General features: G+C 67.7%; 16 protein-coding genes. 8 read left to right on the top strand and 8 right to left on the bottom strand.

Translation table 11 applies throughout. The features are described from left to right. Positions 1–53: 53 nt before the first annotated feature. From LE190_RS20740 to rsmB, 6 genes are all read right to left on the bottom strand, one after another. Complete coding sequence (locus LE190_RS20740) at positions 54–821, bottom strand: class II glutamine amidotransferase (RefSeq protein WP_225240490.1); 768 nt, start codon at positions 819–821, stop codon at positions 54–56. A 93-nt stretch (positions 822–914) separates the two neighbouring features. Next, positions 915–1,172, bottom strand: coding sequence for a BTH_I0359 family protein (locus LE190_RS20735; protein ID WP_225240489.1), 258 nt, complete (start codon positions 1,170–1,172; stop codon positions 915–917). A 512-nt stretch (positions 1,173–1,684) separates the two neighbouring features. Further along, positions 1,685–2,419: a response regulator gene (locus LE190_RS20725; RefSeq protein WP_225240487.1), complete on the bottom strand. Its 735-nt coding sequence runs from the start codon at positions 2,417–2,419 to the stop codon at positions 1,685–1,687. 63 nt (positions 2,420–2,482) lie between these two features. Continuing rightward, entirely contained in the window at positions 2,483–4,804 is a 2,322-nt protein-coding gene (locus tag LE190_RS20720; RefSeq protein WP_225240486.1) for a sensor histidine kinase, read from the bottom strand. Between the two features lie 5 nt (positions 4,805–4,809). Next, the gene (locus LE190_RS20715; protein WP_225240485.1) at positions 4,810–5,370 is read right to left on the bottom strand and encodes a DUF4390 domain-containing protein; all 561 of its coding nucleotides are present in this window, start codon (positions 5,368–5,370) and stop codon (positions 4,810–4,812) included. 52 nt (positions 5,371–5,422) lie between these two features. After that, entirely contained in the window at positions 5,423–6,991 is a 1,569-nt protein-coding gene (gene rsmB / locus LE190_RS20710; protein ID WP_225240484.1) for a 16S rRNA (cytosine(967)-C(5))-methyltransferase RsmB, read from the bottom strand. A 176-nt stretch (positions 6,992–7,167) separates the two neighbouring features. Here rsmB and argS point away from each other — a divergent pair, with 176 nt between their 5' ends. Genes argS through LE190_RS20675 form a run of 7 tightly spaced genes read left to right on the top strand, consistent with a single transcriptional unit; the run spans position 7,168 to position 13,337 of the window. Continuing rightward, positions 7,168–8,919 (top strand): arginine--tRNA ligase, encoded by a 1,752-nt coding sequence (gene argS, locus LE190_RS20705; protein WP_225240483.1) that lies wholly within the window; start codon positions 7,168–7,170, stop codon positions 8,917–8,919. Positions 8,920–8,927: 8 nt separating this feature from the next. Then, positions 8,928–9,614, top strand: a complete 687-nt coding sequence (locus tag LE190_RS20700) for an SPOR domain-containing protein (RefSeq protein WP_225240482.1) — start codon at positions 8,928–8,930, stop codon at positions 9,612–9,614. Positions 9,615–9,639: 25 nt separating this feature from the next. Then, the gene (locus LE190_RS20695; protein ID WP_225240481.1) at positions 9,640–10,305 is read left to right on the top strand and encodes a thiol:disulfide interchange protein DsbA/DsbL; all 666 of its coding nucleotides are present in this window, start codon (positions 9,640–9,642) and stop codon (positions 10,303–10,305) included. Then, the gene (locus LE190_RS20690) at positions 10,302–11,108 is read left to right on the top strand and encodes an SDR family oxidoreductase (RefSeq protein WP_225240480.1); all 807 of its coding nucleotides are present in this window, start codon (positions 10,302–10,304) and stop codon (positions 11,106–11,108) included. Before LE190_RS20695 ends, LE190_RS20690 begins: the two co-directional genes overlap by 4 nt. Further along, positions 11,105–11,878, top strand: coding sequence for a biotin--[acetyl-CoA-carboxylase] ligase (locus tag LE190_RS20685; RefSeq protein WP_225240479.1), 774 nt, complete (start codon positions 11,105–11,107; stop codon positions 11,876–11,878). Before LE190_RS20690 ends, LE190_RS20685 begins: the two co-directional genes overlap by 4 nt. Positions 11,879–11,881: 3 nt before the next feature. Further along, positions 11,882–12,607 carry a type III pantothenate kinase gene (locus tag LE190_RS20680; protein ID WP_225240478.1) on the top strand — a complete coding sequence of 242 codons (726 nt, stop codon included), beginning with the start codon at positions 11,882–11,884 and terminating at the stop codon, positions 12,605–12,607. Between the two features lie 13 nt (positions 12,608–12,620). After that, positions 12,621–13,337: an SPOR domain-containing protein gene (locus LE190_RS20675; protein ID WP_225240477.1), complete on the top strand. Its 717-nt coding sequence runs from the start codon at positions 12,621–12,623 to the stop codon at positions 13,335–13,337. Between the two features lie 61 nt (positions 13,338–13,398). On the opposite strand, the gene LE190_RS20670 is transcribed toward LE190_RS20675, so the two are convergent. Beyond that, complete coding sequence (locus LE190_RS20670; protein ID WP_225240476.1) at positions 13,399–14,418, bottom strand: hypothetical protein; 1,020 nt, start codon at positions 14,416–14,418, stop codon at positions 13,399–13,401. After that, the gene (locus tag LE190_RS20665; RefSeq protein WP_225240475.1) at positions 14,415–14,846 is read right to left on the bottom strand and encodes a PH domain-containing protein; all 432 of its coding nucleotides are present in this window, start codon (positions 14,844–14,846) and stop codon (positions 14,415–14,417) included. The genes LE190_RS20670 and LE190_RS20665 overlap by 4 nt, the downstream gene beginning before the upstream one ends. A 189-nt stretch (positions 14,847–15,035) precedes the next feature. Here LE190_RS20665 and LE190_RS20660 point away from each other — a divergent pair, with 189 nt between their 5' ends. After that, complete coding sequence (locus LE190_RS20660; protein WP_225240474.1) at positions 15,036–15,446, top strand: excalibur calcium-binding domain-containing protein; 411 nt, start codon at positions 15,036–15,038, stop codon at positions 15,444–15,446. Positions 15,447–15,450: the final 4 nt, after the last annotated feature.

The following is a 15,450-nucleotide window of genomic DNA, read 5'->3' as shown; positions in this document are numbered from 1 at the left end:
TCAGATTTAGTGGCTTTTTGGCATTAATTTATTGCCGCGACGATAAGCCCTTGTCATGACTGTGGCATGCCATCCACGAACAACTTCAATTCGCCGGGGGCGAAAGGAATCCAGGTTTCATTCTTGGTCAGCGGCTCGGTCACGATGATGGCCACCCTGTCGTTCGGCGTGGTGACTTCGGAGAAGTCCACCGACAGGTCTTCGTCCGCCAGGTGGGCGGCGGCGAAAGGATACTGGCGCACGATGTAGGACAGCTTGGTCGAGCAGTGGGTGAACAGCGCGGTGCCGTCCGACAGCATCATGTTGAAGGTGCCGTGCGCGGCCACTTGCGGCACCAGCCGTTCCAGCGCAGCGCGCAGCGCGGGCAGTGCTGGCGCGACGTCGCCGAACTGCGCGTGCAGGTTCTGCATCAGCCAGCAAAAGGCCAGTTCGCTGTCGGTCGTGCCCACCGGGCGGAACGGGCCGGACAGCTGCGGCGCGAATTCCTTCAGGTCGCCGTTGTGGGCGAATACCCAGTAGCGGCCCCACAGTTCGCGCACGAAGGGGTGGCAGTTCTCGAGGGCGATACTACCCTGCGTGGCCTTGCGGATATGGGCGATGACGTTGGTGGACTTGATCGGATAGCGCTTGATCAGTTCGGCGATCGGCGAGGCGATGGCGGCCTGGTGGTCGACGAAGTGGCGTACTCCCCTGCCCTCGAAGAAGGCGATGCCCCAGCCGTCGTGATGGGTGTCGGTGCGTCCGCCGCGATGGGCGAAGCCGGTGAAGGAAAAGACGATGTCCGTGGGGACGTTGCAGTTCATTCCGAGGAGTTGGCACATGCGCGCAGCTTACCACGCCAGAGGTGCCGGTGGCACGGGCTAGCACCGTGCCGCCACCACCGCGCCTTGAAACCGCAGTGGTGGATGTGACGCTCAGTGCAGCACGACCGGCTGGCTCATCAGGGTATCGTAGGAACCCAGGAAGTCGTCGATTTCTTCCATGGTCGGCTCGCTGGCGATGAGGTTGTTCACATCGCGGCGGAAAGACTGAGCCAGTTTGCCGCCGATGAACGCTTCGCGCCGGCCGGCTTTGTCGACGATCTCGTACCCGCCGAAGCGCAGCGCTTCGAGGTCGCGATCAACGCCGAACTCCAGGACGCTGTACTGTTCGCTGTTATAGATCATGTTCATGATGACTCCTTCTCTCGATCAGAGTAATTGTGCAGGTCAGGCGCCTGGCGGCGGACGCTTGACTGATCACTTCGCTTAAGAGGTGGGGCTCGCTGGACCGATTTCAAGTACGTCACGACACAGCGTCAGGTGTGTAGGACCGGCTCCAGTGCCAACAGCTGATCGTATGGCGCTTGCTGCAGCCACGATCGCAACTGATCAAGGTGTTCGCTGTTCGCCACACCGATGAACAGGCGTTCAGGGCCTTGGCGTAACAGTCGATTTAATGTTACACGCAAAACCAGGTTCCCGGCACAGCACATGCACCCGGGTGCGAGTCGGACAAGTCTGACAGGAGGGAGTGCGGGGATCGGGCTGCTGCCTGAGGCGAGCCCTTCCAGGATGACGGCGATCCTGCCTTCCGGCGCTGTAGCCGGATCCGGCAGCAGCGCCGCGAGCCGCGCCGCGATGGCCGCTTCGCGCGCCGCCGCGGAAGCACCCGTGACCAGGGTGGTCGCGACGCGTCCGCGCAATCAGACGCCTTTCTTGGCGAGCTTGCCCGGCTCGACGCCGAGCTGCTTGAGCTTGCGGTACAGGTGGGTGCGTTCGAGGCCGGTCTTCTCGGCCACGCGTGTCATGCTGCCGCCTTCGCGGCCCAGGTGGTGTTCGAAGTACATGCGCTCGAAGGCATCGCGCGCCTCGCGCAGCGGCAGGTCGAAGGACAGCGTATAGCCGGTACCCTCGCCCTGCGAGATCGCATGCACCATGCGCGAGCCGTTGGCCGCCGGCGGGGCTGGCGGCGCGAACATCGGCGCGGCGGCCGCGCTCGGGACGCCGGCATCCGGCACCGGGATCGCGGCGGGCACCGGGCGCGGCGGCACCAGCGGCGCGCGCGCCACTTCCTGGGCGCGGCTCAGGCCCTGCTGCACGGCTTTCAGCAGCTTCTGCAGGGCGATCGGTTTTTCGAGGAAATTCAGGGCGCCGATGCGGGTGGCTTCGACCGCGGTGTCGATGGTGGCGTGGCCGGACATCATGATGACCGGCATCGTGAGCAGGCCGTCGCGCTGCCACTCCTTGAGCAGGGTGACGCCGTCGGTGTCCGGCATCCAGATGTCCAGCAGCACCAGGTCGGGAGCGCCGGCGGCACGCGCCTCGCGCGCCTGCTGCGCATTTTCCGCCAGTGTGATGGCATGGCCTTCATCGCCCAGGATTTCCGAAAGTAACTCCCGGATGCCCATTTCATCATCAACTACGAGTATGTTCGCCATCTGTCCGCCTTCCTGATCTCTTGCCCGCTATCGCCAACTACCCAGTGAGATTTTAAGCGTCTTTTAAGTTTCGGCCAAGTTCGCCTCGGGGGCTAACTTTAACAGCAAAATGAATACCGACGCGCCAGATCCATCGGGACGGTTCCCGATGTCGATACGGCCGCCATGTTCATCGATGATCTTCTTGACCATCGGCAGCCCGAGGCCGGTACCGCGCGCCTTGGAGGTGACGTAGGGCTCGAAGGCGCGCGCCAGGATGCGCGGCGAGAAGCCGGGGCCGTTGTCCGTGATCGCCAGGCGCACCGCGGTACCGTCGGCGCCGTCCGCGCCCTCGTAGTGGATCGCCTCGGTGGTGACTTCCACCCGTGGAGGCGGCGCGCCGGGGCTGCGGTCGACCAGCGCGTCCTGCGCGTTCTGCACCAGGTTGTGGATCACCTGGCGCAGCTGGGTCGGGTCGCCCATCACCTGCGGCAGGCCGGGCGCCAGGTCGGCGTGGATGATGTCGGAGCCGTCCCCTGTCAGGTACAGCTGCAGGATCTCGTCGATCAGGCCGTTCAGGTCGAGCGGTTCGAGCACCGCCGGAGGCGTGCGCGCGTAGTCGCGGAAGTCGTCCACCATGCGCTTCATGGCGTCGACCTGGTTGACGATGGTGGTGGTGCTCTTCTTGAGCAGTTCCGCTTCCGGCGGCGGCAGGCTCGCTTCCAGCTTCATCTGCAGGCGCTCGGCCGACAGCTGGATCGGGGTCAGCGGGTTCTTGATCTCGTGCGCCAGGCGGCGCGCCACCTCGCCCCAGGCCACCGAGCGCTGGGCCGAGATCACGTCCGAGATATCGTCGAACACCACGATGAAGCCGCTGCCGGTACCGACCGGCAGGCGCGAACCGCGCGCCAGCAGGGTGATGTCATGGTCCTGCTCGTGGTCTTGTCCATCCTGGCTGCCGCGGCGCGGGATCTCGATCTGCTGCTGCCAGTGGGCGCGCCGGCGCCGGTCGCCGCCGGCAGGCGCGCCGGCCGCGCTCTGCGCGCTCTGCGCCGAGATCGCGCGCGTGACGCAGTTGTAGAAGGTCTCCAGGCCCGCGATGCTGCCCAGCGGGCCGCTCAGCGCGCCCGGTTCCACCTGCAGGATGCGGTAGGCGGCGTCGTTCGAGTTCACTACCCGCCCTTCGGCGTCGAGCACGATCACGCCGGCTGACATATTCGCCAGCACCGACTCCAGGTGGGCCTTGGCGTTCTGCAGCGCCATGCGGTTGCGCTCGACGGCGCTGCGGGCCTCGAACAGCTGGCCGGTCATCGCGTTGAAGGAGCGCGTCAGGGTGCCCAGTTCGTCGTTGGTCTCGACCGTCGGGCGCGGCGACAGGTCGCCCTCGGCCACCGCCTGCGTACCCTCGGCCAGCACCAGCAGCGGCTGCGCCAGGTTGCCGGCGATGAGCACCGCGCTGCCGATGGCGCCGAAGATCGCCAGCAGCAGGGTCAAGGTGAGGGTCTCGATGTACATCTTGCGCAGGCCGGTGCGCTCCTGGAAGCGCGACTGGTATTCGTCGCGCGCGCTGCGCAGCACCACCGCGTTCGAGGCCAGGTTCACCGGCACCGACTGCAGCAGCTGCAGGTAGCGCGGCTCCATCCCGAGCGCCTCCGGCACCGCCAGCACCACGCGCAGGCGCAGGCCGGTGGCGGCGTCGAGCGCGTTCGGCTCTTCCCCGGCCTCGCCCCCGGCGCCGGTGCCCTCGGGGCTGGCATAGCCGCCCGGCAGCGCCGCCGACTTGAGCATCACCGGCGTCGGGCGGTCGCGCTCCAGGTCGAGCATGCGGTCCTGCGAACTGGAGGCCAGCACGGTGCCGTCAGCCGCCAGCAGCATCGCGCTTTGCAGGCCGCTGACGTCGTCCACCAGGCGCGTGAGGATGCCCTGCACCGCGACCGCGTCCTGGCCGGCCAGGGTGGCGGCCGCGGTCTGTCCGGTGGCACCGAGTTCGGCCACGGCTTCGTCCAGCGCGGCGCGGCCGAGGTTGATGCCGGACTCGATCGCAGCCTCGATCTTGACGTCGAACCAGCTTTCGATCGAGTGCGACACGAACTGCACCGAGACCATGAAGATGACCAGGCCGGGCAGGATGCCGATGCCGGCGAACAGCAGCACCAGCCTCGCCACCAGGCGCGAGCCGAACTTGCCGGCCTTGTAGCGCGCGTACAGGCGCGCCAGCGCCACGATCACCAGCACCAGCAGCAGCGCCGCCATGCCGGCGTTCAGGCCCAGCAGCCAGGTGTAGTAGCGGTCGAAGAAGCCGGAATTGTCGGATGCCGAGGCAAGCAGGAACAGCAGGATCGAGACAATGGCGCCGCCCACCACCAGCGCGTAGCGCAGCGCCTGGTTCACCGACTTACCGCGCATGCCTGCTACTCCGCACGGTAGGTGAAGGTCTTGCGGTTGGAAGCCAGGCGCCAGCTCGAATCGTTGATGGCGTTGACCTGCAGCGGCTTGGACAGGAAGTCGCGGTCCATGAACATGCGCAGCGAGACGTTGTAGGTTTCACCGCGCTTGAGCGCGTCGCGCGGCGCGATCAGCCAGCGCGCCGGGCGCCGGATCAGCGACAGCGCATCGTCGAGGGTATTGAAGGGTTGCGGCACGCTGCCGTTGATGGCCACGATGTACTGGCGCGTGAGCACGTCGTAGGAGATGCCGATGGTACGCCGCGCCAGCACCGCCTTCTCGTCGCGCCACCACCAGCGCGGACGCGTCATCTCGATCTCGGTGGTGAAGTGCAGCTTGACGCCGTTCTGCACCGCGTCCTGCAGCTCGTGGTTCAGGTCGAAGGCGAAGGCCGTATTGAGACGGTAGCCTTCCTCGGTGGCCTGGATTTCCGCCTTGGTGATGTCGACATCGGCCGCCCGCGCCTGCGTGCACGCGAAGACCAGCAGCAGCTGGCAAGCGAGTAGGCAGAAAAATCGTAACGTCACGGGTGCGCCGGAGCCTTATCTGAAGCCGAAGCCTATTCTGTCGGGATGAGCATTACGCCGCTTTTTTCTGGAACAGGGCGTAAAACAAGCCGTCATGATCCTGCCCGGCACCGCTGGCTGGCAGCAGCTGGCCCGGCGCGTCGAGGCGGAGGGCGTCATGGCGCGCCGCGAACGCGGCTGCCTGCGCCTCCGATTCCTGGGGCCAGAGCGAACATGTCACAAACAACAATTTACCATTGGGCAGTAACATCTGCCAAAGGTTGTCGAGTATTTTGCTGGAAAGTGTTGCAAGTTGGAGCGTGTCCGACTTGCGGCGCAACCAGCGGATATCCGGATGGCGGCGCACGATGCCGGACGCGGTACACGGCACGTCGGCCAGGATGCGATCGAAGGCGCGGCCGTCCCACCAGCCGCCCTCCTGGGCCTCGGCGGCGAGCAGGGTGGCCGCGAGGCCGAGACGGCCGAGATTGTCACGGACGCGCGCCAGGCGCGCCGGGTCGGCATCCACCGAGGTCAGCTCGACCTCGGCCGTTTCCAGGATGTGGCCGCTCTTGCCGCCCGGCGCCGCGCAGGCGTCCAGCACGCGCATGCCGTCGGCCAGGTCGAGCAGCGGCGCGGCCAGCTGGGCACCGGCATCCTGCACCGACACCAGGCCTTCATGGAAACCGGGGATCTGGCTGACGTTGACAGCCTGCGCCAGGCGCACCGCGCTCGGGCCGACCTGGGTGGCATCGAAGCCGGCCGCGCGCAGCATCTCCAGGTAAGCCGCGACGTCGAGCCGGCGCCGGTTCACGCGCAGGGTCAGCGGCGGATGCGCGTTGCCGGCGGTGAGGATGGCTTCCCAGTCCTGCGGATAGGCGCTGCGGGTGCTGTCGATCCACCATTGCGGATAGTTCCAGCGCGCCAGCGGCTGCTTCAGCGCTTGCTCGACCAGGGTTTCGCGCTCGCGCAGGAAGCGGCGCAGCACGGCATTGACCATGGCCTTGGCGTGCGCAAAATCGGGATGGCTGGCGGCCGCGGTGACGGCCTGGTCGACCACGGTGAAGGCCTCGTAGGGCGGCTGCCCGCCCTGCGGTGGATCGAGCAGGGCCAGCGCGGCGCACAGCAGGCCGTCCAGCATCGGCGGTTCGGGCGCCTTGCTGGTCATCAGGCCGAGCAGGGTCTCGCAGCGGCCCAGCTGGCGCATCGTGCGGTAGGCGATGTCCTGGATCGCGCCGCGCGCCTGTGGCGTCACTTCGTAGGCGCCGAATACGGCGCTCAAGGCCTGCGGCAGCGCGCTGCCGCCGCGCACCCGGGCCACGGCATTCGCCGCGCCCAGCAGGCTCAGCGCCAGCGAGTCGGCCTTCAGGTCGGGCCGGTAGTCGCGCTGGGGGGCCACCTTGACCTCATGGCTCGGCCGCAGGCGCGCAGTGTCACGCGGCGCAGGCGGCGCGGAGCGGGCCGCTGCGCGCTCGGCGGACGGGCGGTAGCTCGGTTTCGGCGCGGTCGCCTGGGCCGGCTTGCTGGCCTCGGCCTGCGCCGGCGCAGCGGCCGGACGTGGCTTGCCCCCACCCTGCGACGCAGCGGTACGCGCCGGCTTGGCTTTCGGTTTCAGGGTGAGCGTCGGGCGCTTGTCGGTCATGGCAGGTCGATACGGTGAAAAGGCTTCATTGTAACGGGTCAGGCTTTGGCGCCGCTTAAGTGTTTGCTGCATTGCAAATGCCAGCCTGATCGTATTGCATCATGCGCCAAACCAGTATAATGGGCGCTGTTTGCCTGTCCGCAGGCCCGCCTCACTATACAGACCGAAACACTCCCATGCTCGTCCAACAAAAACAACAAATCGTCGCCCTGTTCCAGGCCGCACTCGCGCCGATCGTCGCCGGCTCCGACCTCACCCCCAACGTGGTGCTCGAACGTCCGCGCGACCCGAGCCATGGCGACATCGCCTGCAACATCGCGATGCAGCTGGCCAAGCCGCTGAAGACCAATCCGCGCGAACTGGCCACCCGCCTGGTCGCCGCCCTGCTGGCCGAGCCTGGTGCCGCCGGCCTGGTCGAATCGGCCGAGGTGGCCGGTCCCGGCTTCATCAACCTGCGCGTGGCTGCTGGCGCCAAGCAGTCGGTCGTGCGCACCGTGCTCGGGCAGGGCGCGGCCTTCGGTCGCGGCACGTCCGGCCAGGGCCACCACGCGATCATCGAATTCGTCTCGGCCAATCCGACCGGTCCGCTGCACGTCGGCCACGGCCGCCAGGCCGCGCTGGGCGATGCCCTGTCCTCGCTGTTCGAAGCGCAGGGCCACGACGTCACCCGCGAGTTCTACTACAACGACGCGGGCGTGCAGATCGCCACCCTCGCCACCTCCGTCCAGGCGCGTGCGCGCGGCTTCAAGCCGGGCGACGCCGAGTGGCCGGAAGCGGCCTACAACGGCGACTACATCGCCGAAATCGCGGCCGATTTCCTGGCGAAGAAGACCGTCTCGGCCAGCGATGGCGAGCCCGCCACCGCGTCGGGTGACGTCAACGACATCGAGTCGATCCGCCGTTTCGCCGTGACCTACCTGCGCAACGAGCAGGACCAGGACCTGCAGGCCTTCGGCGTCAAGTTCGACAACTACTACCTCGAGTCCTCGCTGTACGCGGACGGCAAGGTGGAAGCGGCCGTGCAGGCCCTGGTCGACGCCGGCGTCACCTACGAGCAGGAAGGCGCGCTGTGGCTCAAGACCACCGACTACGGCGACGACAAGGACCGCGTGATGCGCAAGTCCGACGGCACCTACACCTATTTCGTGCCGGACGTGGCCTATCACATCCAGAAATTCCGCCGCGGCTTCGACCAGGCCATCAATGTGCAGGGCAGCGACCACCACGGCACCATCGCCCGCGTGCGCGCCGGTCTGCAGGCGGTCAACATCGGCATCCCGAAGGGTTACCCCGACTACGTGTTGCACAAGATGGTCACCGTCATGAAGAACGGCGAAGAGGTCAAGATCTCCAAGCGCGCCGGTTCCTACGTGACGGTGCGCGACCTGATCGAATGGTCGGGCAACGGCGACATCACGCGCGGCCGCGATGCGGTGCGCTTCTTCCTCATTTCGCGCAAGGCCGACACCGAGTTCGTGTTCGACGTCGACGTCGCGCTGAAGACCTCGGACGAGAACCCGGTGTACTACGTGCAGTACGCCCATGCGCGCATCTGCTCGGCGCTGGCCAACTGGGGGGGCGATGAAGCGCAGCTGGCAGGTGCCGACCTGTCGCTGCTTACCGAATCGCACGAAGCGAGCCTGCTGGCCAAGCTGTCGGCCTACCCGGAAATGCTGGAGCGCGCCAAACTCGAGCTGAGCCCGCACCACGTCGCCTTCTACCTGCGCGAACTGGCCGGCGAGCTGCACAGCTACTACTTTGCCCACAAGTGGCTGCTGGACGATAACGAAGCGCTCAAGCTGGCGCGCCTGGCCCTGGCCCTGGCCACCCGCCAGGTGCTGCGCAACGGCCTGGCCCTGATCGGCGTATCGGCCCCGGCCAAGATGGAACGCGCACTGGCGGACACCCCGACCGAAACCCAACAGTAAATCGCAACATGACCGCCATCCGACATCTCTCCCCGCTGCGCCAGCGCGGCAGTACCCTGACCGGGATCATCATCGGCCTGATCATCGGCCTGGGGATCGCGGTGGCGGTCGCGCTCGTGATCACCAAGGGCCAATCGCCCTTCACCGACCGCTCCACCAAGATGGGACGCCCGGCCGATCTCGAGCCGAGCCAGGCGAACGATCCGAACAAGCCGCTGTACGGCAAGCGCGACGCCGCGCGCGAGGCGAACCGCGAGCTCACCGAGCGCGCCAACCGCCCGGTTCCCGATGCCGCCCCGGCCGCGGCGCCGGCCGATGCCGACCCGCTGGGCCAGGCCATCGCCGGCATGCAGGCAACGGCGCCGGCCGCTTCTTCGGCCACTGCGCCGGCAGCGCCCGCCGCGCCTGCCCCGGCAGCCGCGGCTCCTGCAGCCCCGGTCCCCGCGAATGGCGGCGACGGCTATATCTACTACCTGCAGGCCGGTGCCTTCCGCGAGATGTCGGACGCCGAGAACACCCGCGCCAAGCTGGCCCTGCTCGGCTTCGAAGCGACGATCAGCGACCGCAGCACCGACAGCGGCGTGCTGCACCGCGTGCGGGTCGGTCCCTACGGCGGCCCGGAGGCCATGAACAAGGCGCGCGCCAAGCTGCTCGATAGCGGCATCGACGTTGCCATCGTCCGCAACCAGCGCTGATCCTTTTCGCTTTCCAGGGAACCGCATGAACCCGCTTCGCCGCCTGATCTGCTGCTCCGCCCTGGCCGCCGCCGTGCCGGGCATCGCCGCCGCCTCCCCCGCTTCGCCGAAGGATGGCACCGAATACCTGACGCTGCCCGAAGCCCAGCCGACCGACAGCGGCCGCAGAATCGAGGTGCTGGAGTTCTTTGCCTATTACTGCCCGCACTGCTACGCCTTCGAGCCGCAGCTGGCCGACTGGGTGAGGCGGCAGGGCGAGAACATCGCCTTGCGCCGCGTGCACGTGCCGGCCGGCGCCGCGGTGATGCCGCAGCAGCGCCTGTTCTTCACCCTCGAGTCGCTCGGCCTGCTCGAGCAGTACCACGGCCAGGTGTTCAACGCGATGCACGTCGAGCGCCAGAGGTTTGCCGAGGACGAGCAGGTGTTCGACTGGGCCAGCCGGGCCGGCATCGACCGCGCCCGCTTCGTCGACGCCTACCGCTCCTTCGGCGTGCAGGCCAAGCTGCGCCGCGCCCAGGCCATGATGGAAGCCTACCGCATCACCCACTGGCCGATGATCGCGGTCGACGGCCGCTTCCTCACCTCGCCCGGCATGCTGGCGGAAGCCGGCGTTGCCGGCGATGCGGCGCTGGCCGGCACGCTGCAGGTGATGGACGGACTGGTCGCGCGGGCGAAAGCGGCCCGCAAATGAACGTTGCGCCGGTGCGCGCGGAGCGGGTCTTCATCACCGGCGCCTCGAGCGGCATCGGGGCCGCGCTGGCGCGTGAATACGCGGCGCGCGGCGCCCGTCTCGGCCTGCTGGCGCGCCGCCGCGAACTGCTGGAAGAACTGGCCGCTTCCCTGCCCCATCCGGAACGCCACCGCCTGTACGCGGCGGACGTGACCGACCGTGCGGCGCTGGCGGCGGCCGCCGCCGACTTCCTGTCCGCCAGTGGCGGCACCGACATCGTCATCGCCTGCGCCGGCATCTCGCACGGCACCCTCACCGAGCGCCCCGCCGACCTGGCGGTCTTCGACGCCGTGTTCGCCACCAACGTGAATGCCACGGTCGCCACCTTCGCCCCCTTCATCGCTGCGATGAAGCAGCAGGACGGCGCGCGCCGCCTGGTCGGCATCGGCAGCGTGGCCGGCATCCGCGGCATGCGCGGCGCCGGCGCCTACTGCGCCTCGAAAGCGGCCGTGCACAGCTACTGCGAATCGCTGCGCGTGGAGCTGCGCGGCAGCGGCATCGAGGTGGTGACCATCGCTCCCGGCTACATCGACACCCCCATGACCCGCAACAACCGCTTCCCCATGCCCTTCCTGATGCCCGCCGAACGCTTCGCCGCCCAGGCGGTGAACGTGATCGCGCGCGGCGCCAGCTACCGCGTGCTGCCCTGGCAGATGGGCGTCGTCGCCAAGCTGCTGCGCCTGCTGCCGAACGCCCTGTTCGACCGCCTGTTCGCGCGCGCCCCGACCAAGCAGCGCGCCACAGACGATCAGGGGCGGCCATGAACGCCGAGCGTATCGCCGCGCTGTCGCGCGCCGGGGTGCGCGTGGAGGTGGTGCCGGAGACCGGCTCCACCAATGCCGACCTGCTGGCGCGCGCGCCCCTGCTCAGCGAAGCCCTGCTGCTGGTGGCCGAGCACCAGACCGCCGGTCGTGGCCGCGCCGGGCGCAGCTGGCTGTCTTCCAGCGAACATTCGCTGACCTTCTCGCTGGCCTGGAAGTTCGACGGCGGCCCGCAGTTGCTGGCCGGGCTGCCGCTCGCGGTCGGCGTGGCCCTGGGCGAGGCGCTGGCGGCACTGGGCGTGCAGGTCCAGCTCAAATGGCCGAACGACGTGCTCAAGGACGGCGCCAAGCTGGCCGGGATCCTGATCGAGACCCAGTCCGCGCCACCCGCGCAGGGCGGCGGCACCTGGGCCGTGATCGGCATCGGACTGAACCTGGTGATGCCGGACGAGGTGGAAGCGCGCCTCGGCCGCAGCGCCGCCGGCGCGCCCTGGCTGGCGCGCATGGAACGCGACGTCCTGATGGCCGCCCTGCTCGACGCGCTGGCCGAGGCGCTGCGCCTGTTCGCGCGCCAGGGCTTCGCGCCTTTCTGCGCGCGCTGGAACCTGCGTCACGCCTGGCAGGGCCAGACCGTGGTCATCCTCGACCATGGCCAGGTAGTGCAGGAGGGCCTGGCCGCCGGCGTCGACGATAGCGGCCGCCTGCTGCTCGATACCGCCCACGGCCGCAGCACGGTGCTCGCGGGCGACGTGTCGCTGCGCGTGAAGGAGTAGGCCATGCTGCTGCTGATCGACGCCGGCAACACGCGCATCAAGTGGGCCCTGGCCGCGCCTGGCGCCGCGCTGGGCGCCTGGACCCGCCTCGAGGCGCTCCCGCACGCCGCCCTCGACGATGCCGCCGGCGCCTGGCGCGCGGCCGGCGTGACGCGCGCGATCGTGGCCAACGTGGCCGGTGCGGCGCTGCGCGAGCGTATCGCACACGCCCTGCCGGCGGGCGTGCCGGTCGAATGGTTCGCCGCCACGGAACAACGCGCGGGCCTGCTCAACGGCTACCGCAACCCGGGCCAGCTTGGCTGCGACCGCTTCGCCGCCGCGATCGGCGCGCGCGCGCTGGCGCCCGGCCAGGACCTGGTCGTGGCTACCTGCGGTACCGCGACCACGGTCGATGCCATCACCGCGGACGGCCGTTTCATCGGCGGCATGATCCTGCCCGGCCTGGCCTTGATGGCCAGCGCGCTGGCACGCAACACGGCCCAGCTGCCGCAGGTGGTGCCGGGCGGCGCGCCGCCGCCGGTCTTCGGCGACAACACCGACGACGCCATCGTGTCGGGCCTGCTCTCGGCCCAGGCCGGCGCGATCGAGCGCGCCTGCGCGGCGCACGGCGCCAGCACCTGCATCCTCTCCGGCGGTGCGGCGCCCTACATTGCCCCCGTCCTCAAGTTCGGGCACCGGGTGGTCGATAACATCGTGCTGGTCGGCCTGCACGCTGCAGCCGCCGCATGAACGGAGAAGCCACTTGTTGAAATTCGTATTCTGGGCGCTGCTGGCATCGAATGCCGCGCTGTTCGCCCATGCCGAGGGCTACCTTGGCCGGCTCGAGGACGGCGAGCGCGAGCCGCAGCGCCTGAAGAACCAGCTGGCGCCCGAGCGCATGGTGATGCTGACGGCAAGCGAGGCGCGCGCGGCAGCCGATGCGGCCTCAACCTCAGCCTCCTCTGCGGCCCTGCCGGCGCAGCCCCTTCCTGTGGCCGCCGCCGCGCCGGTGGAAACCATCGCCTGCACCCAGGCCGGCGCCTTCGCCGCCGGCGACGCGCGCCGTTTCGACACCCGCGTCGCACGCCTCGGCCTTGGCCAGCGCGCCAGCCGCATCAGCGTGCCTTTCCAGGAAGTCAGCAGCCACCTGGTCTACCTGCCGCCCGGCGGCGGCAAGGAAGGCGCCGAACGGCGCGTGGCCGAACTGAAGGAACGCGGGATCGAGAACTTCTTCGTGATGCAGAGCGATTCGCCGCTCAGGTGGGCGGTGTCGCTGGGCGTGTTCAAGAGCGAGGCAGCGGCGCAGAGCCTGATCGCTTCGCTGGCACGCCAAGGCGTGCGCGGTGCGCGCGTGCTGCCGCGTGGGCCGCAGGGCACGCGCGCGGCCTGGCAATTCCGCGACCTGACGCAGGACGAGCGCAAGCGGCTTGCCGGCATCGCGGACGATTTCGCCGGGGTCCAGCTGCGCAGTTGCCAGTAACGCAGAACGCCACCCGCCCAGGCAGCCTGCGCACTTTGCCCCTGAAGCGGCGGTCTCGGCCTTAAACCCAGGTTCCGCCGATCAGCGCTCCCAGCACTATCAGGCCAATCGAGCTGACGAAGACAATGAATAGCGGTTTTTTCGGCAGCACATCGCGTTGGTAGCCACTTTTGAACCTGCGATCCTTCTTGGGCATCGCCGCAATGCATCCCAGGAAGCCAAGGATGCCGACGTTGCGCAGGTAGTCCCCCATGCGTTCCAGCGTGGTCGGGTCCTTTGTGCGGCGCTTCTCCTCCGCAACGCGCGCATCTTCCTTCGCGCTCACCTCCGCCGCGGCTTGCTGCTGGCGCGCCAGATCTTCCTGCTCTCCTGGCCACTCGCTGGCGATACGCTGCTGCAGCCTGGTCAGGGCCGCGGTCTGTTCATCCTTGCCGCCCACGCCCGCCTCTTCCAGCAGTCCGATACAGGCATCGATCTTTTCGTGCAGGAAGCCGTAGTCGGCATCTTCGTAAGCAGTAAACGGCTTGCCGAATACCGCATTGCCATAACCCGGCATCCCCGGACTGACGCCGGAGTCGGCATAGTCGAGCAGGGCTTCGCACGACGCACTTGCTCCGGAAATGCTGGCCGACCCTTCATGGAAACGCGCATTCCGGGCGATCCGTTCGCGCGCCAGGTTCAGGTAGCCGGGCAAGCCTTCGCGGACGCGGTCGGCGAAGCTGGAATCCCACACGGAACCCATGGAGGAGGGCCCGGTGCAGACCGACAAGGCAGCATCCAATTCGGCAAGTACGGTCTGGTCCCACTCGCCAGCGGGCACGCCGAGAATCTTGCCGTCGCCCGGCTTCGCACGCAGCGCACTGCGCGGGTCGTCCCATGGCTTGAATCCCTTCGCCGCGATCGTGTCCAATTCCTTCATGCGAAAGTAGCATGCGTCGTTGGACACGTCGAAACGGCCCGGATCAGCGCCAGTAGAAGCGGCGGATTCGACTGCATCCATATCGTCCGCGGCTTGGGCAAACGTCATCGGGCTGGCCAGGACGCAGGCCAGTAGCGCGCATTTTTGTATCAACTTCATCAAACAATTCTTCTCTTGGTTTCTCGCAGCACCAGCACGCGTTCCCGCAGCGCTTCCTTGACCCAAGCTGCCCGGGCAATTCCCTCGAAGGCAAGCGTTGGCGCAGTCCGGTCGTTCGAATGGATGCGCAGGGTGGCGACGCCGCACAGGCGTTCGACGAACGAGGCGTGCAGCTCGATATCGCGCACCCTGAACAGCTCTACTTCCTCGACCCGCCTGCTCAACACGCCCGAGGTCACGCGCATCCTCTGCGAAGTAAGTGCATAGCGTGTCGTGCGCCATTGCAGCCAGTAGTAGACCAGCACGGGAATCGGAAACAGGAGCCAGACGAACGGGACGCACAACACCAGCACTGGCAGGAAGGTCACGAAGGAAGGTGCGCCAGCCCACAAGTTTGCTTCGGCTTCAGCAGGTGGACGGATACGGGCCATGCCTTAAATGGTGAATATTTTAATGATGCCCATCATAAGACATATTTCTATCAGGAAATAGTCGATAATGGAATGTTATGCTGCTCACATGAATTTTGTCGCCAGAATAAGGCTGGAGTGATGGATACTTCCAAAACAAGCTGCGTATAATTCGCCAAACATCTTCTAGGCAATTTATCCCACGAAAGCATGTCTGGCAGCCGGCTTTTCCCTGCATACCTGAAGGCTACCCGCGTCCGGTGGCAAATCTCGCCGGCGCTGATGCTGGCATTGCTGCTGCCCTTTTCCGCCGCCCATGCGCACGGCGGCGGCCTCAACGCGGACGGCTGCCACGTCAACCGCAAGACCGGCGACTACCATTGCCATCGCGCGCCTGCCAACACGCAAAATACCCTGAGCGGATATGCCCCGGTGCGCCGCCTGGCGCCGCGCGATAATGGCGCGGGCGGTGAAACAGGCCGCACGGGCAGCTATGCCAACTGCGTCCAGGCGCGCGCGGCCGGCGCCGCGCCTGTCAGGCGTGGCGACCCGGGCTACGGCCCGCACCTCGATCGGGATGGAGACGGCATTGGCTGCGAACCCTATCGCGGCCGGCGCTGATACC

The organism is Massilia hydrophila, assembly GCF_020208145.1.
GTDB classification, from domain to species: Bacteria; Pseudomonadota; Gammaproteobacteria; order Burkholderiales; family Burkholderiaceae_D; genus Telluria; species Telluria hydrophila.
The sequence above is the reverse complement of the archived record's forward strand: the minus strand, read 5'-3'. Positions and strand labels throughout refer to the sequence as shown.